Origin of the sequence: Petrotoga sp. 9PWA.NaAc.5.4, assembly GCF_002895485.1 — a bacterium.
Lineage (GTDB): Bacteria > Thermotogota > Thermotogae > Petrotogales > Petrotogaceae > AZRK01.
The window spans coordinates 16,908-42,126 of record NZ_AZRK01000020.1 but is presented as its reverse complement, the minus strand read 5'-3'; the positions used below and the strand labels follow the sequence as shown (position 1 = coordinate 42,126).

Below are 25,219 nucleotides of genomic sequence, written 5' to 3'. Positions count from 1 at the left end.
AAAAATTATAAAAGTTTTTGACATCTTTCATAAATTTCCAAAAGGGAGTTTATCGTGGTTTTAAAATCTGCTTTTTCTTCTATGCCTTGTTTTAAAAAATTGTTTATATTTTCTATTTCTGAAAGAGCAATATCAACCTTTTTATTAGCACCTTTTTTATAAGCGCCAACATCTATCAAATCTTTAGAATCAATATAATTTGCATAAATATCTTTGAGAAATTTAGAAGCTTCTAAATGCTCTTTACTTGCAACTTCTGTCATAAGTCTACTCACGCTTGAAAGAATATCAATTGGAGGATAATGTGAAGAATCAGCGAGTTTTCTTGAAAGTACAATGTGTCCATCAACAATGCTTCTGACAGAGTCTCCTATTGGATCGTTCATATCATCTGCTTCAACTAAGACGGTATATATAGCTGTCATGCTTCCTTGAGAAGAATTTCCAGCTCTTTCTAATATTTTTGGCATATTAGCAAATACGCTTGGTGTGTATCCTCGAGTAGTAGGAGGTTCTCCAATTGAAAGACCTATTTCCCTTTGAGCCATTGCCCATCTAGTTATTGAATCAACCATCAGTAAAACGTTGTATCCTAAATCTCTAAAATATTCAGCAATAGTAGTTGCAGTATATAATGCTTTTACCCTTAATAATGCAGGTGAATCAGATGTAGAAACAACCAAGATGGATTTTTTGAGTCCTTCTTCACCAAGATCTTTTTCAATAAACTCTTTAACTTCTCTTCCGCGTTCACCTATTAAACCTATAACGTTAATATCAGCTTCCGTATTTCTGGCGATCATGCCTAATAAAGTGCTTTTTCCAACTCCGCTACCAGCCATTATGCCAATACGTTGCCCTCTTCCCAACGTTAAAAATCCATCAATCGCCTTTACTCCTACAGATAATGGTTCTTTTATTCTTTTTCTTAATAATGGATTCGGAGCATTGGCATAAATACTTCGTGTTTCATAGTGTTTAATTTTCTTTCCATCTATAGGTCTACCTATGCCATCTAAAACATATCCTAAAAGTTCTGGACCAATTTTTATATTTATCTTACTATCTACTTTTTCGACTGGGGCTCCAACGTAGATTCCATTGACGTCCTCTAAAGGCATTAACAATACTTTGTTATCTGAAAATCCCACTGTTTCAGCAAGTATTTTAGAGTGGTTTTTTAATTTTATTTTGCATAGATCACCTAATGCACAATTAGGGCCTATAGATTCTATAGTAACTCCTATAATTCTATTAACTTTTCCCTCTAATTCAATTAATGGCTTATTTTCTACTTTTTCTTTAAAAATAGATAACGCAGCATTAAAATTAATTGTTTTCATCAAAAGAAACCTCCAAGATTTCTAATATACTGTTTACGAAGGTTTCGGGAGTTAAATCAAAAATACCTTGATCTGTTTCTAAGAAAATTTCACCGTTTCTTAAACTTGAATCTTCCAAAATCATAAAATTTTCTTTGAAAACATTTATTACTATTTCTCTTAAATTTTTATTAAAAGTTGGGCTAATCCTTAATTTAGCGTTTTTTAATGAATTTAGCTTATCTTCAAAGTTTTTAAATATTGTCTCAAACCATTTAGGCGGTTCTATAGTTTCTTTAAAATATTTTTCTACCGTTATTTTTATTATACTTTCTGTAAAAACAAGACTTTGTTTAATAACCTCGTTGATGTAAATTTCATATTCTTTTTCTATGCGGGTTATTTCTGAAAGTATTTTTTTTAATTCATCCTCAAATAATTTTTGTTTTTTTTCTAAGTAATTTTGTTGTTCTTTTTGAATTTTTGAAGCTTCATTTCTTGCAGATTGCAAAATTTTTTCACTTTCATTTTTAGCAGCTTGAATTATTGCTTCAGCTTCTTTTTTTGAATTTTCTAAAAGTTTTTCTTTTTCTTCTACTATGTCGTTAAATTTTAACTTTTCATTACCTTTTTCTTCTGCAATATTGGTATTTTTTATAGATATTGCTTTATCAATTACCACAAATTTATTGTTTATATATCGTTTATTCAATTAATTCTTCACCCGCCCCGCCACTACTTATAATTATTTCTCCAGCTTCTTCAAGTTTTCTAATAATATTAACGATCCTTTGCTGAGCTTCATCAACGTCTCTTACTCTCACAGGTCCCATGAAATCTAACTCTTCTTTAATTATTTGAGATGCCCGTTTAGACATATTTTTAAATATAACATTTTTGACTTCTTCAGAGGCACCTTTCAAAGCTAACGTTAAATCTTTACTGTCTACCTCTCGTAAAATTCTCTGTATTGATCTATCATCAAGTTTTATTATATCTTCAAAGACAAACATTCTTCTTCTAATTTCATCTGATAATTTTGGATCTCTTTCCGAAAGTCTTTCGAAAATTTTGTTACTAACAGCTCTATCAATATTGTTCATTATTTCAGCAGATATATCTATACCACCAACTTGTGAAAAAGACTGTATTGTAAAAGCAGATAATCTGTCTTTCAGTTTTGATTCAATTTCCTTAACAATATCAGGATTTGCTGAATCCATAGTGGAAATCCTTTTTATTACGTCTATTTGTAACGATTCTGGAAGTTCCGAGATAACTTGAGCTGCTATTTGAGGGGGGAGATAACATAAAATTAAAGCAACGGTTTGTGGATGTTCGTTTTGTAAAACGTTAACTAACTGCGCTACATCAACCTTTCTCAAAAATTCAAAAGGTTTTACTTGTAAATTTGAAACCAATTTTTCTATTATGTCTATGGCTTTTTCTGGTCCAAAAGTTTTTTCTAAAAGGTTTCTTGCGTATTCTACACCACCAATGTTCAAAAAATCTTTAGCTTGCATATATTCATAAAATTCATTTATGACTGTTTTTTTAATATCTTCGTCTATTTTCTCTAAATTAGCTATTTCAAGGGTTATTTGTTCAACCTCTTCTTCATTAAGTTTTTTAAGAATTTTACTAGCATTATCAGGGCCTATCATTACTAATATGACGGCAGCTTTTTTAATACCGTCTAAATCTTTACTTTTTTCAGGCATTGTCATTCACCTTCTGAATTTTCAATTATTGAGACCTTAACCATATTTTTATAATTTCCGCTACTTCATCTGGATTTTTATTTACTAAATCTTCAAGTTCTTTTATTTTTTCTTCGTCCGGGCTGTATTCTTTAACTTCTACCTTTTTTTGGTTTATAACTGCTTCAGCTTCTGTTTCTAACTGTTTTTTTCTTTCTTCTATGAGACGAGCGGCTTTTCTCGATTTTGCAGTTCTAGAAACTATAATCAAAAAGATAATTACCATTAAAGTAATAATAATAGCGATTACAATGTTTACAATTCTCTGTCTTCTTTGTTGTAATTCGCTTTCTATTTGAGAACGTAAAGTCTCAATATCTCTATTAAACTGAATATCGACTAATGAGATATTTGTTTCAGAAGTTCCAACTGCAGTTGCTATAGCTTTAGTAATTTGAGATCTTAATTCTTCTGAGTTTTGCATTTTACTTTGTGAAAAATCAATAAAAATGGTAAAACTCTTATTAGCTATTTCTCCGGTCTTATCTTCTATAGTCTTTCTATAGATTTCGTTTACATCATAATTTGTAATTATGTTAGAGCTAATATAATAATTATCTGTTCCTGCTTGAGTTTGATAAGTATAAGGTGGAATGTTTGAATCTACTCCGGGAATTCTACCTGTTGATTGCCCGCCACTTTGTTCCATTTTACTTTGTTGACTTAGTATTATTCCGTTCTCATCTACTACAGGTTCTACCCTTCTTTCCTGTTGTTCTATCTTTTCCCAGTTTAAGTCAACTTCAGAGACAACTACAACGTTTCCTAAACCGAAAACGGATTGAAGACTGTTTTCAACTTTATTTGAATAATATTTTTCAACTTCTGTTTTTAATCGAAATTTTGTGTTGGCATCGTTTATATTTTCTGAAAGCATAACTTGGGCACTCAAATCTTTGGAAAAGTTATCTATTACTTTAACGTTTTCAGGTTTTAACCCTTGAACAGCTCCCGATACTAAATTAATTATGGCTCTCACTTGATCTTGAGTTATAGTTACGCCTGGATTAACCATCAACAAAACAGAAGCAGATGGTTCTGGATTACTGCCAACTTGATAATAAGTCCTGGGTGGAATGACTAAATGTACTCTGGCAGAGTTTATACCTGACATTGAAGAAATACTTCGAGCAAGTTCGCCTTCCAAGGCTATTTGATAATTGACTTGCTTATCATAGCTTGTAGCTCCAAAACTTTGATTTTGTAAAATCTCATATCCTTGAATATTTGTTCCTAAAATCCCTTCTGCTGCCATTTTCATTCTTAGTTCCGCTACATTTTGATTAGCTACATATATATTTCCAAAGTTATCAACTTTGTAGGGTATTCTCATCTCTTCTAAACTTCTAATTATATTTCCTGAGCTTACTTGATCTAATCCTCCAATTAAAAAAGTATAATTTTTTCGTGTGAGAAATACTGTAAGTATAATAGTTAGTATCAAGATAATAGAACCGATAATTAATATCGTTCTTTGTTTTTCTTTTCCTAAATTTTTCCACCAGTCAACAACACTTTGAAAATATTTTTCCATGATGACCTCTCTCTTTTGAAATATCTATATTTAATTAAAAAGATAAACGAAATCCTAAATTTAAAGCTTGATGGAAGACTTCATATCCCAAAAACAAGTCAATATTGTATATGGAAAAATAACCTGAAAATAGCAAATTATCATTATTTAAAGTGATTTTAGAAGTAAAATATTTATTTAATTCGTGTTTATATGTAATTGATGGTTCATCAAAAGCTGTTATAACAAAATTCTGCCACGGAAAGCCTAATCTTAAAACAATTTTATTTGGGATAGGATTTCCTCCTATACCAAAACCAACATTTGTACGAGGCACATAAAGTATTGTGTAATTATAGTCAATTCCAAAATTATCATCTTGAGTATTCTCGCTAAAATTTAAGTTAACAGAAATATCGCCATAAAGTTCTAATTTTCTATATGCTAAGCCTGCTTTAAATTCTCCGTCAATAATTTTATCATCGTCGTAAGATATTCTGCCTCCCAAAAAATATGGTGAGTATATTTTTCTATTAGTATAATTTTTTTGAGCTTCTTTTACTTTTTCATAGTACCTTTCACCTGATGCAGAAATGTTTCCAGCCATTACTGCTGTAGGGCCATCATGATATGCTATCAATTGCAGTCTTTCGTCATTAAACATTCTACGAAGGTAACCGTGATATTCTAAAGCACCTTTTAAATTATCATATGGATCAAAAAGATTGTAAACGTAAAGGTCAAGTGCGGTAAGGTTTTTAATTTGTAATAATCCCATAGCTTTTGATGATGATATGGCATGGGTATAGTTTCCGGATTCAACCATCATTTGACCGCCGATTAAAGACCTAGGTTGTGACCAAACGGATTCTAAAAGAGTGTTTGAATCCATTAATGGATATTTCTTAACTGTATAAAATTCTAATCCGAAGTCTCCATTGCTGCTTGAATTATATTCAAAATAATTTCCAGGTTTCATGAAAAAATAATCGTACATTTCATAAAAAGAAAACGCTTGCATAGAAAAAAAGAAAAATAATATAAATAAACCAACATTTTTCAAAAGGTTCACCTTCTAACCAAGATAATTAAAATCAAGCTAAAAAAGAATCTAGTAAAATTATTCAAAAATATTTGAATTTATCATATCCATTATTATGTCAGCAATTTTTCCACCGGTTTTCTCTGCTACTTCTAAAACTTCTTCGGCAGTCACTTTTTTTAATTGAGTAGGTACTGCTTTGTCTGTAATAGCTGAGAATCCTAATAATTTTATACCAGCATGTCTTGCAACTATGGCTTCAGGAACTGTTGACATGCCAACTAAATCTGCTCCAAAGTTTCTCATCATAGTCATTTCTGCCGGAGTTTCGAAAGTAGGACCGCTTAATCCAAGGTATACTCCAGAGTAAATGCGAATGTTTAATTTTTTCGCGGAACTAAACGCGGCATCTATCAAATATTTTGAGTACACTTCTGTCATATCAGGGAATCTTTCTCCCCATTCATCATAATTAGGTCCAATTAGAGGATTATCTCCAAAAAAATTAATATGATCTGTTATTAAACAAGGATACCCTATTTCAAAATCGGGGTTTAAAGTTCCCGCAGCATTTGTCAATATTAAATATTCAATTCCTAATTCTTGCATTACTCTTATAGGAAATGTAACTTCTTTCATTGTGTATCCTTCATAATAATGAAATCTTCCGTTCATAAGTAAAATATTTTTATCTCCGAATTTACCTATAAGTAATTCACCTTTATGGCCAGGGGCAGTTGATTTTGGAAAGTTTGGGATATTCTCATAAACAATTTGGATAGGACTTTCTAAATTTTCCGATATCTTTCCTAAACCAGATCCTAATATAATAGCAATTTTTGGGGTTATATTTGACTTTTCTTTTATATAATTAGCAGCCTGTCTTACTTTTGAAACGTATTCTTTCATATCCATTATAATAGCCTCCTTTATTAGTTAATATACCCTATGTAAGGGAGATTCCTATATTTTTCGTCGTAATCTAACCCATATCCTACAACAAATATGTTTCCAATTTCAAAACCAGGGAATTTAACATTAACTTCATGATTGTGGACGGTCTTCATTAACAACGAAGTTATTTCTAAAGAAAGAGGATTTTGCCTTTGAAAATATTTTACTATGTATTTTAGAGTGTTACCAGTATCCACAATATCTTCCACTATGAGGACGTGTTTATTTTCTAAAGGTTCATCAAGCCAACTTTTTACTTTTACAGATCCAGTTGTAACTTCTCCTGTGTAGCTTGAAACTTGTATAAAATTATATCTCACATTTAATTTTATTCTTTTGACAAGGTCGCTAAAAAAATTAACCGATCCTTTTAGAACGCACACTCCAACGATTTCGTCAGTCATTTCTTTGTAATAATCAGTTATATTTAAAGCTAATTCTTCAATCTTCTTGTTTATTTTTTCTTCCCCAATAAGAACATTTAATGACATAATTTGCCTCCTAATGGATAATAAAAATGTATTTTATATAATGTTAAATTCTTATCTTTATAAATATTGTATCACATTAGCGTCATTTTCAATTAATTCTGACATTTAATTTTTAGACGAGAAAGATTTATTTTAAGACGCTTATTTCCCCAGAATTATATTCTTTTATTTCTCCCTTGTTTGTTAGTACTACTAAGCTTTCGGATTTTATTTCAAGTAATTTTCCATATATGATATCTTCGTTATATTTTAAACTTATTGTATCACCTGGTTTGATGTTAAGATGTTTAATCCAAATTTTGGTTAAACCATTCAAAGCTTTAGGCTTAAAATATTTTAGATAATATGAATTATAAGCGATATGGTTAATTTGATTCAAGATTTTTTTAAGAGATACTTCTCGACCTAAAAGTTCTTTTAGAGAAATTGCTTTGTTACTTATTTCCAATGGAAGTTCATTGTTAACGTTTAAACCAACTCCTACTATTACACATACTGGGTTATTACCTTTATACACGCTTTCACCTAATATACCACATATTTTTTTTTCGTTAACTAAGATATCATTTGGCCATTTTATAACAGGTTTTAAATTGTATTTTTTCTTTAATAAGTCAAATATAACAAGTGAATACATTCGAACGTAATAATAAGGAACTAAAGGCCTTTTTCTTGGTTTAAATAAAACGGAAAACCAAAGTCCTCCTAAGGGTGAATGCCAAAAATTTTTTTTTCTTCCATATCCCATTTTTTGTTCTAAAGCCCAAACAACAGTTTCAGAAGGGAGCTTCTCCCAATTTTCCTTAATATATTGATTAGTAGAGTCTATTTTATCTAATATAATTAGTTTATCTCCAATCATATTGGAATTTTCCTCCTAAAATTCATTTTTTACTTGGTTTTTAAGTTATGAAACTCAAATTTCATCTATGTTAAAGTTTAAAATTTAAGTTTTTATAAAACACATGGGAAGGGAGTATTTGATTTTATTTGAGGTTTTTACAATAAATTTTATTTTTATTTTATCACAGCTTTGAGGTAATCTGAAAAAATTAATACTCTTTTCTTTTATGATATAATAAATAAAGGTTAAAAAGATAAATGTTTTTTTCTTAAATTTAAGAGGTGTAAGATTGTTGAAAGCTGTTTCCAAATTATCTTTTTTCAATAATAAAGAAAAGATTAAGAGAATAGAATTTCTTTTGATAATTTCTTATGTTGTTTTGTTGACTATTGGGTATTTTGCGGTTAAAAGTTCAGTTTTGAATAGTTCTTTAGAAGGTATAGAAAAACAGCAATTTTTATGGATGATTTTAGGGATAGTCTTTTTTACTTTATCGCTATTTATCCCAGAAAGATTAATTAAGACTTTTGCCCCAGTATTGTTTTATTTGAATTTTTTTGCTTTGATTTTAGTTTTATTCTCAAATCCTATAAGTGGAGCGCGACGATGGATAAGGGTAGGACCTTTCGGGTTTCAACCATCGGAATTTTTTAAATTGTCTTTAATTTTGTATCTGAGTTATGTTATTTCTGAAAAAGTTAGTAAAAGATACTTTTATTTTTCTTCGTTAATAATTATTTTTTCGTCGATTTTAATATATAAAGAGCCAGATTTTAGCACTACTTTGATCGTTTTGTTTACTTGGTTTATAATCGTTTTTGTTTCAGGAAAATTTGAAAAATTATGGCAATATTCATTAGGTTTAGCTTTGATAGCTGGGCCATTTGTTTTTTTAAATTTACAAGAATATCAGAAAGGAAGAATACTTGGGTTTCTTTTTCCCGAACAATATGCGTTGAGTTATTTTTATAACACAGATCAAGCAATGAAAGCTATTGGTTCAGGAGGAATTTTAGGTAAAGGTTATATGAGTGGTTTTATGAATTTAACGAATTTTGTACCTGAAAGTCATTCAGATTTTATACTTTCAGTTATTGGGGAAGAGTTTGGGTTTGTAGGTGTATCTTTGATATTGTTATTGTATATTATTATTTTGTGGAGGCTGTTTAAAGGATATAAAATTTCCGAAGATAATTTTTGGAAATATTATTATTTTGGAGCGGCATTTTTACTTTTTTTTCACGTTTTCCAAAATGTCGGTATGAATTTAGGAATTATGCCAGTGACAGGTATTCCTTTACCTTTAATATCATATGGAGGAACGTCTATTCTAACGTTTTCTATAATTTTAGGGTTAGCAGCTAAAGGTTTGATGATTGAAAAAAATATTACGGGGTGAGTTTGTCTATGAAAATAATAGAGACACTTCCAAACATTAGTGAAGGAAGAAATAGTGAATTAATAAGGCAGATAAGGGATTTATCAGATAATTATAATAGAATTTGGTTTATATCTTGTAAAAGTGATGAATATTTTAATAGAAGTTTTATCAGTGTTGCGGGAGATTGTGAAGAAATTGAAGACTTTTTGTATAAATTAACGGCTATTTGTATCGAAAAAATAGATATGAATAATCATACAGGTTATCATCCGCGTATAGGAGCTATTGATGTGATACCTATTGTACCTGTTGTTGGAATTACATTTGAAGAGGCAAATAATCTTGTAGAAAGATTAGCTAAAAAGATTTCTGAAAGTTTTTCCTTACCTATATATCTATACGAGAAATCTGCAAAAAAAGAGGAAAGAAAGAATATAAATAATATAAGAAAAGGTGAGTTCGAGTTTTTAGAAAAAAAGATGAAGTTACCTGAATGGAAACCAGATTTTGGTCCTGATATTCCTCATCCAACGGCTGGAGCTACAATAATGGGAGTTAGAGATCCTTTAATAACGTTAGATTTTCATTTAAATAATTCTGACAGATGGCTTGTAGAACAAATAAAGCAAGAACTTTTGATGATTCTCCCAGCTAATATTTTTTTAGAAAGAAAATTCAATGGTAAATTTAATATGAGTGTCAATGCCAAAGAAGGTGAGATTTCTTTAACAATTTTATACAATGAGGTAACAAGAGTCATAAACCATTTTGGATGTGAGTTAGAAAGGGTGACTTTATCTTCTCCAATAATGGGAAGTACTTTTCTTAAATCCTTTAGAAATTTAGCTGAAAAACTGGATGGAGAAATAATCACAATAGAAGAAAAAATATTGGCAAATTCGGAAGTTAGAAAAATAAGAAAAGATCAAATATAGTTATGACAAGAATAATAGTAATTGGACAATTGAAAACTGAATTTGTAAAAAGTGGTGTAAAGCAATATTTAAAATGGTTAAAAAAATATGAGAATATTAAATTAATAGAGCTTCCCATTTCGGGAGATTTGAACAAACTTCCAAGTAAGAGTATTAAAGATAGAGATTTTGAAAAGATACAAAAATTTTTTGAAGATTCTTACAATATTTTTTTAGATGAAAGAGGTAAAGAATTAGATTCTATAGGATTTGCAGAGTTTTATGATAAAATAAAAAGCAGATGTGGTAAAAAATTTCTAAGTTTTTATGTTGGAGGACCTCTCGGCCATTCAGAAAAAGTTTATGACGTTGCTGATGATATGATATCTTTATCGAAATTTACTTTTACCCACGAATATGCAGTATTGTTGATATTAGAACAGATATTTAGAAGTAACAAAATATTGAACAATGAGAGTTATCATTATTAAATCATTATTAAATAATCTTTTTAATTAAAAGGATTTTAGAAAAATGATGTTTTGAATTTATTTGTTATAACGGGTTTGGGACGGAGCCCTTTTTTCTTTCTCAGGATGCTTACCGAAGAAGTTAAAGAAATAGAGAATTGATCAAAATTAAGATTGTGGGGGTATTTCATAAAAAATTTAATATTAAAACCTATATAAAATAAGGTTTTTAAAATTTCTAAAGTAAATAAATAAACGTCTTTGAAAAAGGAGGGAAAGCACACTTTTAAATTAGTGTGAAATGTAATTATGAAAAAAATGGCGATTGTAGGTGCTCAATGGGGAGATGAAGGTAAAGGGAAAATTGTTAATTATTTTTCAAAAGACTTTGAATGGATAGTTCGTTTTTCTGGGGGTTCTAATGCAGGCCATACTATATATTACAAAGATAAAAAATATGTGAATCATTTATTACCTTCAATTATGCCTAATTCTAATTCTAAAGGATTTTTAGGTGCAGGCATGGTTCTTGATCTTGAAAAATTAGTTGAAGAATTATCCATTTTAGAATCGGATTTTCCTGATATATCTTCAAAATTTTATATAGATTTAGAAGCTTTTTTGGTTCTTCCCTGGCATAAAGAAGAAGATGAAATTATTGAGTCTATGAGAAAAAAACCTATTGGTACTACAAGAAGAGGAATAGGGCCTTCGTATACGGATAAAGTTTCAAGAGAAGGCATAAAATTTTATTATTTATTTGATGAAAGCTTGCTCATGAACAGATTAGAGGATATATATTATCTTAAGAGCAGTTATTATGGTAATAAGCTTAAAACTTCGATAAGCGAAGTTTATGAATTTTTAATAAAGGCTCGAAATAGATTAGAGAAATTAAAAGTTAATTATGCTAGTGCTATTGAAATGGGGGAAGTTTTCAGGAGTACATCTGTATTATTTGAGGGCGCTCAAGGTGTTTTACTTGATCTGGATTTTGGAACTTATCCCTTTGTTACTTCTTCTTCTTGTATGGCTCATGGTGTTTCTTCTGTTGGATTTTCGACGTTTGAATTAGATGATGTATATGGCGTATTGAAAGCTTATACCACCAGAGTTGGAGAAGGTCCTTTCCCAACCGAAATTTTTGGTGAAGAAGCAGAAAAGATACGGCGATTAGGTAACGAATATGGCGCAACAACAGGAAGGCCAAGAAGAGTAGGATGGCTTGATTTACCTGCTTTAAGATACGCTAAAATTAGATCAGGTTTAACAGGTTTAGTTATAACCAAGTCGGATGTATTAAATGGTTTTGATCAAATAAAAGTATGTACAAACTATGAAATAAAAGGAAAAATTAAAGATACGCCGTCGTCATCTTATGATTTTTTTGTTGCAAAACCAGTTTACAAAGAGTTAAAGGGTTGGAAAAATACAAGTGACATAAACTTTTTAAAATATCTCTCATTTATAGAAGAACAAACACAAATAAATGTTGATTACATATCCTATGGTCCAAAAACTGAAGAAATGTGTTCAAAAAATCATTTAATATTGAATATTGATAGATAAAAAAGTTAAAAAGATTTTATTTATTGTTTTAATTGAAGGTGATAAAAAATGAAAGTATTAACATCTCAAGAAGCTAAGCAGATAGATAGAGAAACTGTTCAAAAAGGTATAATGGAAGAAACTTTGATAGAACAAGCGGCAGCTTCTGTAGCAGATATTGTAGAAACATATAAGCCTCATGCCATTTTAAGTGTTGTAGGAAAAGGTAATAACGGTGCTGATGGAGTTGCAACAGCCCGAATATTAAAAAATAGAGGTTATAAAGTTGAAATTCTTTTAGTAGGAGATGTGGGGCAATCAAGCGAAGGATTCAAAAAACAATTTAAAATAGCAAATAATTATGGAGTAAAAGTTTATCGTTTTGGGCAAGATAATGTAGATTTTGAGGAATATGATTTGATAATAGATGGACTCCTTGGTATAGGTTTGAATGGAGATGTCAAAGATGAAATAGCAGAGGTAATAGATAAAATAAATAGTTCAAACAACGTAATTATCTCTATAGACATTCCTTCAGGACTGTCTTGTGATACGGGAGAAATTATGGGGAACGCTGTTAAAGCAAGTGAAACAGTTACTTTTGGTAATTTAAAAATAGGGCATCTACTTTATCCTGCAAGGGAATTTTGTGGAGATATAAAAATAGCTAATCTTTCATTTGATAGTTCTATTTTAGATTCAATTAATAGAAATTTGGTAACAAGCGATATGGTTAAATCTTTACTTCCTGATAGGCCGGAAGATTCTTATAAATATAAATTTGGAAGTGTTTTAATACTTTCAGGAAGCGCTAAATATCCTGGAGCTCCTATTTTGACCGCTTTAGGCGCTCAAAGAGTTGGTACGGGAATAGTTAAACTGATTACTCCGGCTGATTCTTCCGGTATTTTAGCTTTAGAACCTTCAATAATTTACAGATCACTTGATAAGGAATATTTTGAAAGTAGAGATGTAGAAATAATAAAAGAGGATATAAAAAAAGCTGATGTTTTAATCATAGGTCCGGGAATTACAGAGCAAGCAACAGGGTTTATACTGAGATTAGTCAACGATTACAAAGAAGAAAAGCTTTTTTTACTTGATGCTGATGCATTGTTGATATTAAAAGATAGAAAGATAAAACTAAATAAAAATTTTGTTATTACTCCTCACGTAGGAGAATTAACGAAAGTTTATAGAAATGTAAAAAATGATGTTTTGGGTTTGGAATCTTACTCTAAAGAGATAGGCAGTACAATAGTTCTAAAATCTTCTACAACGATTATTACTGATGGAGAAAGAACATATTTTAATATTGCTGGTAATTCAAGCTTAGCAAAAGGTGGTTCAGGAGATCTGCTTTCTGGAGTAATAGGTGGTTATATTGCTCAAGGCCTAAGCTCACTTAAAGCTTCTATTATAGGGACATATGTGGTTTATGATACAGCTCAAAATTTATCTAAAGATTATACAGAATATTTTATTACTCCTAAACTTATATGTGATAATATTTATAGAACAATTTCTAAGTTAACAAAGTAAGGTCTTTATAAAAGTTGAAAAAATCTGTGAATTTAACTAAAATGATTGATTTGCAAAGTATAAAGATTAAAATTGGTAGGTGACAAATATACAAATATTATTAATTAAAAGGAAGTGGACGAAATAGTTTATGTAATAGGTGGAGCAGGAAAAAGAAGTTCTTTAAAATTTTATAAAAATATAGTAGAAAAAGCTTCTTTAAAAATAGCGTGTGACTCGGGTATTAAAATTTACCGAGAGATTAATGTGGTTCCAGATATTTTGATTGGTGATTTTGATTCAGCCTCTCCTGAAGATTTAGAATGGGCAAAAAAGAATGGGTGTGAAATATTAACATATCCGGCAGAAAAAGAAGAAATTGATACAGAATTAGCTTTGATAGTTTTAAGGGAGAGAAAAGAAAAAGATGTTATTATTTCAGGAGTTTTGGGCGATAGAATAGATCAAGAAGTTGCTTCGCTCTATTTATTAGTAGAATATATCGATTTAAATCCTTGTATTTTAGAGGAAGATGTGAAAATAGGAGTTGTAAGCGGATTTAAAGAGGAAGATGCTTTTGTTGGAGAAACATGGTCCATTTTGAGAATAGGAGATAAAGTTGAAGGATTAACTCTTGAAGGTTTTAAATATGAACTTAAGAACAAAGATTTAAATAATTTTAGGTCCTTGGGTATAAGCAATGAAGCAATAAGTAATAAGGTAAGAATTTTTCTTAAAAAAGGGACTATATTATTTGTAAGATGGATAAATAAAAAATGGTGAAAGGAGAAAATAATGTGGCTTATACTTTCTGATTCACATGATAATATGATAAAAATAAAACACATTCCTAATATAGTTGAGGAAAATAATGTAACCGCTATTTTTCATTGTGGAGACTTTGTATCTCCTTTTACTTTACCTTATTTTTTATTTGAAAATATAGAATTTTATGGAGTTTTCGGAAACAATGATGGAGAAAAGATATTACTTCACCAAAAATCTAATGGAAAGATTAAAAATGGTCCAGTAACGATTGAATTAGAAAATAAAAAGATTTTTCTAATGCACGAACCTTATTCTTTAATATCAGCAGAAAAATCTGGTTTGTATGATTACATATTTTTTGGACATACTCACGAAATAGTAAAAAGAAGATTTGGGAAAACTTTAGTATTGAATCCTGGTGAATTATGTGGTTGGTTGACATCAAAAGCGACTTATGCCTTGTTAGATCCCATTACAGGTGAAGTTGAAATAAAGGAATTATAATAATAGTCGACTAAAATGTTAAAAAATTTAGAAATGTAGTTTTAAGAAGAGGAACGTTTTACTTTAGAGTATAGAGTAGGTCCGAGACGATTGATTGAGTAACGTCAAGGAGGAATAATCAAAGTGAAAGTCAATTCAGCAAAATTAATTAAAACTGTTTATAAAATAGAAGATATGCCTCCAGAAGATAAAAAAGAAATAGCTTTTGCAGGAAGGTCTAACGTAGGAAAATCAAGTTTACTTAACACACTTTTGGGAATCAAAATTGCTAAGGTTAGTTCAACGCCAGGTAAAACTCGATCCATAAATTATTATTTGGTAAATGATAACTATTATTTTGTGGATTTGCCAGGTTATGGTTTTGCGAGTGTTTCAAAGCAAGAAAAAGAAAAGTGGAGTTATTTGTTAGATGATTATTTTAAAAACAGAAAAAATTTAATTACTGTTATTTTACTTTTGGATCATAGACATGTGCCACAGCCATTGGATTATTCGATGATAGAATGGTTAAGAGAACTTGAAATACCGTTTATGTTTGTATTAACCAAAGCTGATAAATTAAAAAATTTTGAGAAGAAAAAAAAGTTTAAAGAAATTCAAATCTCTCTTTCCAATTATGGAGAGTATATATATTTACCATTTTCTTCTAAAACCAAAGAAGGTATCAATTTATTGTTGAAAACTATAGGAGAGATTTTAGGCGATTAATTAAAGTTAATTACCTAAGATGTATTAGGAACTTTAAAAATGATAGTTTTTATAAAAATAAGCTTTTAAATTTAAAGTTGGTTCAGTGAGAAACCCTTCTTCTTAGGTAAAAATACTTAAAAAGTTAAAGAAATTCATATTTTATAAGTATTAGAGTTGAGGAGGTATCTTTGAAAAAATAAGACGCTGAAACACTAAAAAAAGTAAAGTTTTAGAGTTTCTAAAGACATTATAAAAGTATATTAGGAACTTTAGAAATGATAATTTTTCAGAAAATAAGCATTTGAATTTAAAATGGGTTCAGGGCGGAGCCCTTTCCCCCTTCCTTCGGTAAAAATACCGAAAAAGGTAAAGAAATTAGTAATTAGTAAGGATTAGAAGTGGAGAGGTATTTTATAAAAAGTTAAACGCTGAAATATTTATAAAATGTGAAGTTTAGAATTTTTAAAGTGAGTAAAAATATATTTAAGGGAGGGCTTTAGATATGTCATTTGAAAGAACTGCTTTGATTCCTGGGGAAGTTTCTTATAGTAATATTTCACAGATTTTTAACTCTGTTTATTTAAAAAATATTATTTTAGAATTAATACAAGATTCTGAAGAAACTAACAATTCTTTATATTCATTTTTTAAATTGTTTCTTAAGGATTCAGAAGCTGAATTGATAGCGGATAGATACGATATAGAAGAAATAACTCAGTTGTTATTAGCTTTATCTGTCAATACATTGGATCATTTAGATTCTTCTTCATATTTCAGTTTTCCTACTTTGGCTCCTTATCGAGAGGTATTAGCAATTTTTGTTGAAGATGTATTCAACTTATGGCGTAGCAAACATAGATTCATGATAAAAAAAGATACATTTAGTTACCGTTCTTCAACACGAATTCATAAGCAAATATCATTAGTAAAAAATAATTCCGATTTAAAAAGTTTAGTATTGGGCTTATATAGGCAAATACTTGTTAATATTTCTGAAAGAAGAATGAAAATACTGAGACAATTACCAAGTGGTGCTCAGGCTGGTTTTATTTTCGATAATCCAAAATTTAATGAAGAAATTAAAATAAAAAATGCAGAATTCTTATATAATATGAATTACGTTTGGAGTGTCGTTTTGGAACCACCTGTGATTTTTTATACTCGCTCAAATAAAAGATCAGGCTTATTTAAAGTAGTTGACAGTCCAATACTTGAAAAAATACATATTGAAAATCCAGATGATTGGTTAGTCTTTCCTATACATGTCAATGATAAATTGATATTTGTAGTTGTATATAAAGAATATTTTGCTTTAGCAACTGGATTAGCTAATCTGTTCGAATTTGCTAAGTTTGAGACATTAGAAAATCAAAAACCTGAGGGTATTTACTTTTTTGGTGTAAAGAAAAGTTTTTTTGAAAGTGAAGAAGATTCCAATGGTATTATTTACAAAGAAAATGATGGGACATATGTGGCGTTGGTGGGGGACGATCCTTCCATAGATTATTTTGGATACATGAAAAAAATGATTTTGACTATTCATAATCTTATTGTAATAGATGAAAATAGACTCCCCGTTCACGGAGCGTTAGCCGAAATAAAGTTAAGAAATGGTAGTTCATTTAATATAATGTTTGTTGGAGACAGTGGAGCAGGAAAATCTGAAACATTAGATGCTTTAAATAGGATTAAAAAACAAGTATCAGAAGTAAATATTTTGATAGATGATATGGGTTCATTAGACATATTATCAGATGGAACAGTTGTAGCCTATGGAACTGAGACAGGAGCGTTTGTAAGATTGGACGACTTACAACCAGGATATGCTTATTCAGCAATAGATAGAAGTATTTTTATGAATCCTAATGAAGTAAATGCTCGAGTTATTGTTCCTTACTCTAATTACGAAGAAATTATCAAACCTACTAAAATAGATTTCTTTCTCTATGCTAATAATTATGAAAAAGTTGGAGATGAATTTGAAATAATTGAGTTTTATGACGAGGTTGAAAAAGCATTGGAAGTTTTTTCTAAAGGAGCAAGAATGGCTAAAGGAACTACTTCGGAAAAAGGATTGACTTATAGTTATTTTGCAAATCCTTTTGGCGCCATCCAAAGAAAAGAAAGACATGAACAAATAGCTAAAAGGTATATGGAAGCGATGATAAAATCAGGAGTTAAAGTTGGAACAATTAGAACTCAATTAGGTATACCGGACTTTGAAGAAAAGGGCCCATTAATTGCAGCAGAAGGGTTATTAAAATATTTGAAAAATATTAAAATTATAAAATAGGAATTAGTAGTATACTACTAATTCCTATTTTAATTAGGTTTAGAAACTCTAACAATGATTTTGAAAATAATGTTGTGAATTTATAATGAGACTGATAAAGGCTTTAGAAATGAAGATTTTTAAAAATAAGTTTTTGAATTAAAACGGGTTCAGATGCGGATCCTTTATTTAATTGCGCATAATGAAAAAACTAAAAAAACCATAGTTAGTAAGGATTAGATCTATGAAGAAATTTTTGAAAAAATTGAAAACTAAAACATTTATAAAAAGTTAAGTTTTATAATTTTTAAAGTGATTAATGAGACCTATTACAGGAGGAGATAAAAATGGAAGATCTACCTCAAAAATGCGCTGAAATGATTTTTAATTCAAATTCAATAGCAGTTTTAAGTGGGGCTGGGATGTCTACTAATGCAGGAATACCTGACTTTCGTGGCCCTAATGGTATATATAAAAGAGTGAATATAGAAAATCCCGAAAGGATATTTGATATAGATTACTTTTATAAAGATCCCACTTTGTTTTATAAGTTTCATAAAAAATTTTTAGAATTAGTAAAAAATGCTGAACCTACTTTTACATACAAATTTTTAGTGGAACTAGAAAAAGAAGGAAAATTAAAAGGAATTGTAACTCAAAATATAGATTCTTTACATCAAAAATCTGGTTCGAAGAGAGTTTACGAAATCCATGGAGGCTGCTGGAAAAATTATTGTTTAAAATGTGGCAAAGAATATTCACAAGATGAAATAATGGAAAAAATGGACAAAGAGATTGTTCCAAAATGTGATACCTGCGAAGGAATTATTAAACCAGATATTGTATTTTTTGGAGAACCTGTTAAATATTTAACTGAAGCTGAAAAGTTAATGAAAAATGCCGATTTAGTTTTAGTTTTGGGTTCTTCACTTGTTGTAATACCTGCCGCTATGCTTCCGTCTTTGACAGAAGGGAAAATAATCGTAATTAACAAGGGAGAAATTTCTAAAATGTATTTACCCTTAGATAAAACAGCCATGATAATAGATGAAGAATTAGATTCCTTTTTTAGACGAGTAGCAAACAATTATCATAAATTAAAAAAATAAGATTTTTGCAAATGTTACCAAGCTCTTTTATTTTTCCATTTGCCTTTTTTATAAAAATAAACGTGAATAATTGATTCTGCAATATCACCGAACATATAAGATAACCAAATCCAGGTTATAGGTAATTTAAATACATTTATGGCAAAGATTAATATAGGTAATTGGACCCCCCACCTTGAAATTATACTCGAAAAAAAGAAAGGGTAATTATATCCGGATCCTGAAAAAGCAGGTGTCAATCCTAAACCATATCCTAATGCTAGTAAACCTAAGGAACCAAACTTTAAAAAATCTTTTCCATAGTCAATTACAGCTAAGTTGTCAGTAAATAAATGCATAATTTGTTCTCCTAAACAAAAAGATAGCAAAGTAAAACAAAACATAATGAATGAAGAAATAATTGCAGTTGATTTTGCAGCATTTTGTGCTCTTGGTATATTGTTTGAACCTAACGATTGCCCAACTACCGCAGCTGCGCCCGTGGTTAAACCAAATAACGGAATGAAAGCAAAACCAAATATTCTTCCAGCGATACCATTTGCTGCAATGGCTTCATTTCCAAAAATTGAAATAAATCCTAAAATAATTATATTAAAAAGATTTCTAAAAAAAATTTCTAACCCATTTGGTAAACCGATTGTTAAAAGTTTTTTGTCTATAGAAGGTACAAGTTTGAAAAGCTTTCTAATTTTTGGTTTGACTTCATGAGTTCTTGTGAATAAAATAAAAAAACCGATTGAAAAAGATATAGTCTGGGAGATAACTGTTGCTACAGCGGCGCCAAATACGCCTAAACCAGCGCCATTTAAATTAGTAAAAGGTATTTTGTCAAATATCAGAATAGGGTCTAGAAAAATATTTAGTGTGCTTACTGATATCATTATTAACATGGGCGTTTTGGAATCACCTAAACAACGAAAGATTGTTCCTACAGAATATGAAGAAAACATAATGGGTAAAAAAAAGAGGCGTATGTATCCATAATCTAAGCCATAATTTACCACATGTTCATCTGTGAATAAAAGCATTAAAGGTTTCAAAAAAAATGCCATAAAAATTGTAGCAATTAAAGCCATCAAAAATTTAAAGCTAATAGTTTGCTCTATTACCAAACTTGTTTGAACAAAATCCTTGTTCCCGTAAGATTGAGATATCAAGGAAATGGAACTAGAACCTATTATTTCGTTCAAAACAGTAACGATCCAAAAGATGGTAGAAAAAACTGTGACACCTGCAATTGCATCGCTTGAAATCATGCCTATCCAATAAAGATCTACTAAGTCATAAAACATTTCAGCGCTGTAGCCTATCATTGTAGGAATAGACATTGAGAAAACTTGTTTGAGAACATTACCGTGAGTTAGGTCTCTTTCCATTCATTCCTCCATTTCCTATGTTTTGGATTTCTAGCTTCGTATTTTATTTCGTATTTTACATTTTTATTTATTTTTATTTTATCATATGAACAGTATAATGTTGTTCAAAAATTATTGATAATACCATTTTTTACACTTGTTAATAATATATTAATTATAAATTATGATATACTATATAACATAAATAATTTTAATTAACAAATGAAATCATATAATATTTAAGAGTTTTTAAAAAATAAAAATTTTATTTAAATAAGTTTTTTTAAAATTAAAATTTGAAATCTAAAAATAGATCAATACATATTAAAATATTTAAAAAAGGTTTATATCAAAAAAAGAAAGGAGAATATAATTATGGGAAAAGATATTAATGATATGGCTCCATCTGAAAAAATGGAAAAATTATTGAGAGAAATATGTTCAAAGATCAAAAGTGAAGGAAGAAAGGTTTTAAAAGATTTTAATATATCACCTGCTCAATTTGATGTTTTACAAAATGTATATTTTCGAGGCCCAAAAAAATTGAGTGAAATAAGCAGAAGGCTTGGCATAACAAAAAGTACGACGACTGGTCTTATAAGAAGGTTAGAGTTGATGGGATATTTAAAACGTCAAAAATCAAAAGAGGATAAAAGGGTTTTTGTTGTTACTATAACTCCTATTGGAGAAGAAATTATAAACAATGTAATAAAAAACAGAGTTGGGTTAATGGAAAAAGTCTATGATAAATTGGGAAATAAAGAGGAAACTATAGAAATATTAAACGAAATAAATATTTTACTGATTGAAAACACTTAGGAGGTTTTTCTATGATAGTAAAGTATGAATATAAAAGTTTCTTTATTTTATGTTTTTACTTGGTTTTAGGGGTCACTTTTTTTTCATATATGATAAATATAGAAGCTCTAAAAGGAAGTAGTGTTTATTTTAATACAAAATTCGTAGGAATTGTAGAAGAAATTCCTTTTAAAATAAATGTTTCTGATGTTACGTCCGGTAATGTACTAATTAAAAAAAATGGATACAGTGATTTTAGCGTTGAGGTTCAATTTGTTGGAAGTGAGGCTACAATAAAAGCTATACAAGTACCTTTGACCAAAATTTTTTTTGATTTTGGAGTAGGACTTAATAATGTTTTATTAGAGTATGAATTTTTAGAAAAAAAGTATATTATAACTGTGAATTCCTTAGATGAAGTTGAACTTCCTTACACAGTTTCAAAAATACTCTTGAAAAAGGAAGGTTATTATCCTAAAGAGATAGAATTTGATCTTAAACCTTTTATGAAAAAAGAACTTAAAGTCGATTTAATTGGTATGGATGAAGTTTTGATATGTTCTGAACCTCAAAATGTTCGAGTGTTTTTAGATAATGTTTTTATTGGCGAAACCCCTATTAAGGTAAAAAAAGAAGATCTTCCTAAGGTTATTTTAAAAAAAGATGGATATATAGATAAAAAATTTGATATTATACCTTCAAAAGAAAGTCCAACGGTAATTGCTGAATTAAAGAAGGGAGCTTCCTTGTTCATTGATAGTGACCCTCAAGGCGTTGCTGTTTTTTTGAATAGTGAATTTCTTGGATTGACACCTTTAGAAAAAATTATTGAAAGTGGTGATTATAAATTATATTTTTCAAAGACTGGTTATCAAGCAAAAGAAATGAATGTATCAATAAATAAAGAAGGGTTGAATAGATATTTTGTTAAATTAGATAAAAGAATGGATAATTTGATGTTTATTAATTCTGATAATTATGAGTTTAATATAGATGGAGTCAATTTAGGAAAAAATATTACTAAAATAGTTTTAGATGACAATAAACATTTATTAAGAAGTTCTTCAAAAGGTAAAATTTTAGAATTTATAATATATCCTAATTTTTGGGAAAACGGTAATGTTATTGATTTGAATAGGATGAGTACTGTAAATGTATATTCTGAAAACAAAGAAACTGTAAATTTGTTTGATAAATCACAAAAGACTCCTGCTTTTTTCCCATTTAATATTTTGGGTAAGTCTCAGTTCGTTAACGTTAGGACCTTAAATAGGACCTATAGCTTATTAATTGAAGCTTCAGAAAGTTATGACCTTTTTATTGATCAAGGTTTTGGAGTTCTTTTTATAACTACTAATATTGAAAAACCTTTAATTTATTTAGATGGGAAGTATTTAACAAAAGAAGAAGCTCTTGGAATTCCATTAAAACCCGGTATATATAATATAGAAGTGAGATATATGAATGAAGTTAAAACACAGAAAGTACATATTAAAGAAAAAGAAAAAACTTACGTTAATTTTAGTTTTGATCAAAAAATTCCTGTAAATTTAAGTTATAGTGGAGATAATTTAATAGTTAACTCACAAACATATATGGAACCTCCAAAGTTGTTGTATTTAAAATCTGGTCCAAACCTATTTTCTGACGGAGAAAAATCAGTAGTTGTTTTCATATATAAACCACAAAATATAGATTTGGATAAGTTATTTGAGGAGGAATAATTGTGGAAAAGAAAAATAAAAAAATTATGCTTTTATTATTTGTTGTTTTTATGACAAATGTGTTTTTTTCTCAAACAGGTATTGTAGATGTTCCAGTTTCCTCTCCAGCATATCCTTACGTACAAAGGATGATTAATACAAGAATTATGAGTATAGATGTTCAAGGTAGATTTCGTGGTTCTCAAGGAGTTGTAAGATATGATTTGGCTGAATTTGGTTCAAATATGCTTGATTATTTGGGAAGGACATATGATCCTAAAATAGAAGAATTGGAAAAAAGATTGAACCAGTTACAAAATTTAAATTGGGAACCAAGAATTTCTAACATAGAAAATACTATTTTTGCGTTTGACGATAGACTCTCTTATTTGAACTCCGTACTTTTACAGTTGGAAAAAGAAGTATCGGATATACTTGAAGTTATACAAATAGGTCAACCAATAAATGAGGAAAATATTGTTTTCCAAAATATTGCTCAAGGTGCTATAGAAGTAGCAGAAAAAACGGCACAAAAAGAAGTTCAAAAAATTTCAGAAACTTCTTTAACAACACTTACTATTTATCAAGAACAACTTGATAAATTTGAATCAGAAGTAAAAGCATTAAATGAAAAATTTGATAAAGTTACTCAAAGTCTAAACAATCTTTTTACAGATTATATTGAAAAAAATCAAGAAAATTTTAAAAATTATATTGATTTTCAAATAAACAGAGAAATCGATGCTTTAAAAACTTCTTTAACTAACATTGCTCGGTATGAGGTCGCTCTTTTGAATGCCTCTATTTCAAGCACGATAACTTCTTTAGATATGAGAGTCGCAAATTTAGAATCCCAAATTAATCCTCAAGAAAGAGATTATTTAGAGCTCAATAGAAGAATTAACGAAAATGAAGCAAAGTTAAATTATATATTAGAAAATATTACTATTTCAGATGCAAAAGTTAATAATAATGATAAATTTTTGTGGATTCAGGCTGATATTGAAGGTTTAAAGATGAAAACTGATAATATATTATTGGAACTTTCTTCACTTAGTGATCAAATTAAAACTAACAAATCATATATAGAAACTTTTGACGCAAGACATTTTTATTACAACAATTCAATAAATGATATGCAAAAAAAGTATGAATCATTATTAGAACAGATTAATTTTCAGAATAAAAAATTGGATAGTATAATCTTTGAAATATCAAAGTTGAGTTCAAATTCAACGGAAACTTTACTTTCTCTAAATGATACAAATTTAAAAAATTTGGAAGAGAGAGTGTCTAGTTTAGAAAGAACTATGGGCATTTATTATGATGAAATGGGAAAGTTAAGTGTTTATGCTTCAACTTTTGAGAAATTAAATAAGGACTTTGAAGCTTTAAAAAGAACAGTGGAAATAAATTCAGCAGGGATGAGCAATTTGCAAAAACAAATGGAGAGTATTGATGCACAGGTTAAGGCTTTATCAAAATTAAACAATCTTGATCAAGAAACTTTGACACATATGGGAGATATTGCTGAATTGTCATTTAATTTTAATGTATTAGGAAATAACATAGAAAATTTACGTAAAGAGCAGTTTCAACTTTCAAATGATATAATAAATTTAGAAAGCAGGATAAATGAAATAGAAAATGCGTTGGGTAACTTTCAAATAACTTCTGCTGAGATACAAGAACTTAGAAAAGCTTATAATGATTTGCTTGACGAGTATTATGTCTTTAGAAGCCAATGGGAATATACAACAGATACAATGGTATTGAAAAATGATATTAAAGCTGAATTATCTCAAAATTTATCTTTAGAAATAGTTGGTTTAGAAAGAAATATTAATAGTTTGAGCAACGAGCTATATAATTTAGATTTAAGATTAACTAACATTGAAAAAACTTTTGTTACCTATGAAGATAATATAAGAAAACTAACTTTGAATAATGAAGAAACTTTAAAACGTGTAGAAGCTGTTGAAAATTCATTAATTGAAATTCAAAAACCTCAACAAAATTATTGGATTCCTCTTACTACAGGATTATTAGGGGTAGCAGCGGGGGTAATTATTACATGGTTCATTTTGTCATCTCAATAAAATTGCACATATTTATTTGATGCATAGAAGTAAAGATTTTTCTAATAATGGAGTTTTGAATTTAAAAATATTACAAGAATGCGACTATTTCGTAGTTAATAGTATTTTTAGTTATAGTATAATAAAAAATTAAATATAGAATTAAATATTTTACTTAATTT

Annotated in this window: 22 protein-coding genes; 13 read left to right on the top strand and 9 right to left on the bottom strand. The window is 29.0% G+C overall.

The window, feature by feature from the left end; all coding sequences use genetic code 11:
* Positions 1-5: 5 nt before the first annotated feature.
* The 8 genes from X924_RS06945 to X924_RS06910 form a co-directional block, all read right to left on the bottom strand.
* Positions 6-1,343: a FliI/YscN family ATPase gene (locus tag X924_RS06945; RefSeq protein ID WP_121958207.1), complete on the bottom strand. Its 1,338-nt coding sequence runs from the start codon at positions 1,341-1,343 to the stop codon at positions 6-8.
* Positions 1,330-2,034: an HrpE/YscL family type III secretion apparatus protein gene (locus tag X924_RS06940; RefSeq protein WP_121958206.1), complete on the bottom strand. Its 705-nt coding sequence runs from the start codon at positions 2,032-2,034 to the stop codon at positions 1,330-1,332. The genes X924_RS06945 and X924_RS06940 overlap by 14 nt, the downstream gene beginning before the upstream one ends.
* Positions 2,027-3,043, bottom strand: coding sequence for a flagellar motor switch protein FliG (fliG, locus tag X924_RS06935; RefSeq protein WP_121958205.1), 1,017 nt, complete (start codon positions 3,041-3,043; stop codon positions 2,027-2,029). The genes X924_RS06940 and fliG overlap by 8 nt, the downstream gene beginning before the upstream one ends.
* Positions 3,044-3,068: 25 nt before the next feature.
* Positions 3,069-4,616, bottom strand: coding sequence for a flagellar basal-body MS-ring/collar protein FliF (fliF, locus tag X924_RS06930; RefSeq protein ID WP_121958204.1), 1,548 nt, complete (start codon positions 4,614-4,616; stop codon positions 3,069-3,071).
* Between the two features lie 34 nt (positions 4,617-4,650).
* Positions 4,651-5,658, bottom strand: coding sequence for a lytic transglycosylase domain-containing protein (locus tag X924_RS06925; RefSeq protein WP_121958203.1), 1,008 nt, complete (start codon positions 5,656-5,658; stop codon positions 4,651-4,653).
* Positions 5,659-5,715: 57 nt separating this feature from the next.
* Positions 5,716-6,552, bottom strand: coding sequence for a purine-nucleoside phosphorylase (locus X924_RS06920; protein ID WP_121958202.1), 837 nt, complete (start codon positions 6,550-6,552; stop codon positions 5,716-5,718).
* Between the two features lie 17 nt (positions 6,553-6,569).
* The gene (gene hpt / locus X924_RS06915) at positions 6,570-7,082 is read right to left on the bottom strand and encodes a hypoxanthine phosphoribosyltransferase (RefSeq protein ID WP_121958201.1); all 513 of its coding nucleotides are present in this window, start codon (positions 7,080-7,082) and stop codon (positions 6,570-6,572) included.
* Positions 7,083-7,209: 127 nt separating this feature from the next.
* A complete protein-coding gene (locus X924_RS06910; protein ID WP_121958200.1) occupies positions 7,210-7,944 on the bottom strand; it encodes a biotin--[acetyl-CoA-carboxylase] ligase in 735 nt (244 codons plus the stop codon).
* 271 nt (positions 7,945-8,215) lie between these two features.
* On the opposite strand from X924_RS06910, the gene X924_RS06905 reads away from it, so the two are divergent.
* The 10 genes from X924_RS06905 to X924_RS06860 all read left to right on the top strand — a co-directional run bounded on the left by X924_RS06905 (position 8,216) and on the right by X924_RS06860 (position 19,103).
* Positions 8,216-9,325: an FtsW/RodA/SpoVE family cell cycle protein gene (locus tag X924_RS06905; RefSeq protein ID WP_158245342.1), complete on the top strand. Its 1,110-nt coding sequence runs from the start codon at positions 8,216-8,218 to the stop codon at positions 9,323-9,325.
* A gap of 8 nt (positions 9,326-9,333) precedes the next feature.
* Positions 9,334-10,242, top strand: a complete 909-nt coding sequence (locus X924_RS06900) for a hypothetical protein (RefSeq protein WP_146255679.1) — start codon at positions 9,334-9,336, stop codon at positions 10,240-10,242.
* 2 nt (positions 10,243-10,244) lie between these two features.
* Positions 10,245-10,712, top strand: a complete 468-nt coding sequence (locus X924_RS06895) for a 23S rRNA (pseudouridine(1915)-N(3))-methyltransferase RlmH (protein ID WP_121958197.1) — start codon at positions 10,245-10,247, stop codon at positions 10,710-10,712.
* Positions 10,713-11,000: 288 nt separating this feature from the next.
* Positions 11,001-12,260, top strand: a complete 1,260-nt coding sequence (locus X924_RS06890) for an adenylosuccinate synthase (RefSeq protein ID WP_121958196.1) — start codon at positions 11,001-11,003, stop codon at positions 12,258-12,260.
* A gap of 48 nt (positions 12,261-12,308) precedes the next feature.
* On the top strand, positions 12,309-13,781 hold the full coding sequence (locus X924_RS06885; RefSeq protein WP_121958195.1) for an NAD(P)H-hydrate dehydratase: 1,473 nt from the start codon (positions 12,309-12,311) through the stop codon (positions 13,779-13,781).
* A 114-nt stretch (positions 13,782-13,895) separates the two neighbouring features.
* Complete coding sequence (locus tag X924_RS06880) at positions 13,896-14,543, top strand: thiamine diphosphokinase (protein WP_121958194.1); 648 nt, start codon at positions 13,896-13,898, stop codon at positions 14,541-14,543.
* A gap of 12 nt (positions 14,544-14,555) precedes the next feature.
* Entirely contained in the window at positions 14,556-15,032 is a 477-nt protein-coding gene (locus X924_RS06875) for a metallophosphoesterase (RefSeq protein WP_121958193.1), read from the top strand.
* 123 nt (positions 15,033-15,155) lie between these two features.
* On the top strand, positions 15,156-15,740 hold the full coding sequence (gene yihA / locus X924_RS06870) for a ribosome biogenesis GTP-binding protein YihA/YsxC (protein WP_121958192.1): 585 nt from the start codon (positions 15,156-15,158) through the stop codon (positions 15,738-15,740).
* Between the two features lie 484 nt (positions 15,741-16,224).
* Entirely contained in the window at positions 16,225-18,015 is a 1,791-nt protein-coding gene (locus X924_RS06865) for an ATPase (protein ID WP_121958191.1), read from the top strand.
* Positions 18,016-18,341: 326 nt separating this feature from the next.
* Positions 18,342-19,103 (top strand): Sir2 family NAD-dependent protein deacetylase, encoded by a 762-nt coding sequence (locus X924_RS06860; RefSeq protein ID WP_121958190.1) that lies wholly within the window; start codon positions 18,342-18,344, stop codon positions 19,101-19,103.
* 14 nt (positions 19,104-19,117) lie between these two features.
* On the opposite strand, the gene X924_RS06855 is transcribed toward X924_RS06860, so the two are convergent.
* Entirely contained in the window at positions 19,118-20,479 is a 1,362-nt protein-coding gene (locus X924_RS06855) for an MATE family efflux transporter (RefSeq protein WP_199172660.1), read from the bottom strand.
* Positions 20,480-20,833: 354 nt separating this feature from the next.
* Here X924_RS06855 and X924_RS06850 point away from each other — a divergent pair, with 354 nt between their 5' ends.
* From X924_RS06850 to X924_RS06840, 3 genes are read left to right on the top strand one after another with little or no spacing between them, the layout of a single operon-like run.
* Positions 20,834-21,277 carry a MarR family winged helix-turn-helix transcriptional regulator gene (locus tag X924_RS06850; protein WP_233186604.1) on the top strand — a complete coding sequence of 148 codons (444 nt, stop codon included), beginning with the start codon at positions 20,834-20,836 and terminating at the stop codon, positions 21,275-21,277.
* Between the two features lie 11 nt (positions 21,278-21,288).
* Positions 21,289-22,980: a PEGA domain-containing protein gene (locus X924_RS06845; protein WP_121958189.1), complete on the top strand. Its 1,692-nt coding sequence runs from the start codon at positions 21,289-21,291 to the stop codon at positions 22,978-22,980.
* A gap of 2 nt (positions 22,981-22,982) precedes the next feature.
* Positions 22,983-25,058 (top strand): hypothetical protein, encoded by a 2,076-nt coding sequence (locus X924_RS06840; RefSeq protein ID WP_121958188.1) that lies wholly within the window; start codon positions 22,983-22,985, stop codon positions 25,056-25,058.
* Positions 25,059-25,219 lie beyond the last annotated feature (161 nt).

Excerpts from the sequence above, each read along its gene's own strand:
- X924_RS06900 (WP_146255679.1), top strand. The coding sequence starts at position 9,334 with ATGAAAATAATAGAGACACTTCCAAACATTAGTGAAGGAAGAAATAGT.
- X924_RS06855 (WP_199172660.1), bottom strand. The coding sequence starts at position 20,479 with ATGGAAAGAGACCTAACTCACGGTAATGTTCTCAAACAAGTTTTCTCA.
- X924_RS06885 (WP_121958195.1), top strand. The coding sequence starts at position 12,309 with ATGAAAGTATTAACATCTCAAGAAGCTAAGCAGATAGATAGAGAAACT.
- X924_RS06850 (WP_233186604.1), top strand. The coding sequence starts at position 20,834 with ATGGGAAAAGATATTAATGATATGGCTCCATCTGAAAAAATGGAAAAA.
- X924_RS06890 (WP_121958196.1), top strand. The coding sequence starts at position 11,001 with ATGAAAAAAATGGCGATTGTAGGTGCTCAATGGGGAGATGAAGGTAAA.
- fliG (WP_121958205.1), bottom strand. The coding sequence starts at position 3,043 with ATGCCTGAAAAAAGTAAAGATTTAGACGGTATTAAAAAAGCTGCCGTC.
- X924_RS06895 (WP_121958197.1), top strand. The coding sequence starts at position 10,245 with ATGACAAGAATAATAGTAATTGGACAATTGAAAACTGAATTTGTAAAA.
- fliF (WP_121958204.1), bottom strand. The coding sequence starts at position 4,616 with ATGGAAAAATATTTTCAAAGTGTTGTTGACTGGTGGAAAAATTTAGGA.
- hpt (WP_121958201.1), bottom strand. The coding sequence starts at position 7,082 with ATGTCATTAAATGTTCTTATTGGGGAAGAAAAAATAAACAAGAAGATT.
- X924_RS06875 (WP_121958193.1), top strand. The coding sequence starts at position 14,556 with ATGTGGCTTATACTTTCTGATTCACATGATAATATGATAAAAATAAAA.
- X924_RS06860 (WP_121958190.1), top strand. The coding sequence starts at position 18,342 with ATGGAAGATCTACCTCAAAAATGCGCTGAAATGATTTTTAATTCAAAT.
- X924_RS06920 (WP_121958202.1), bottom strand. The coding sequence starts at position 6,552 with ATGGATATGAAAGAATACGTTTCAAAAGTAAGACAGGCTGCTAATTAT.
- X924_RS06910 (WP_121958200.1), bottom strand. The coding sequence starts at position 7,944 with ATGATTGGAGATAAACTAATTATATTAGATAAAATAGACTCTACTAAT.
- X924_RS06845 (WP_121958189.1), top strand. The coding sequence starts at position 21,289 with ATGATAGTAAAGTATGAATATAAAAGTTTCTTTATTTTATGTTTTTAC.
- X924_RS06865 (WP_121958191.1), top strand. The coding sequence starts at position 16,225 with ATGTCATTTGAAAGAACTGCTTTGATTCCTGGGGAAGTTTCTTATAGT.
- X924_RS06945 (WP_121958207.1), bottom strand. The coding sequence starts at position 1,343 with ATGAAAACAATTAATTTTAATGCTGCGTTATCTATTTTTAAAGAAAAA.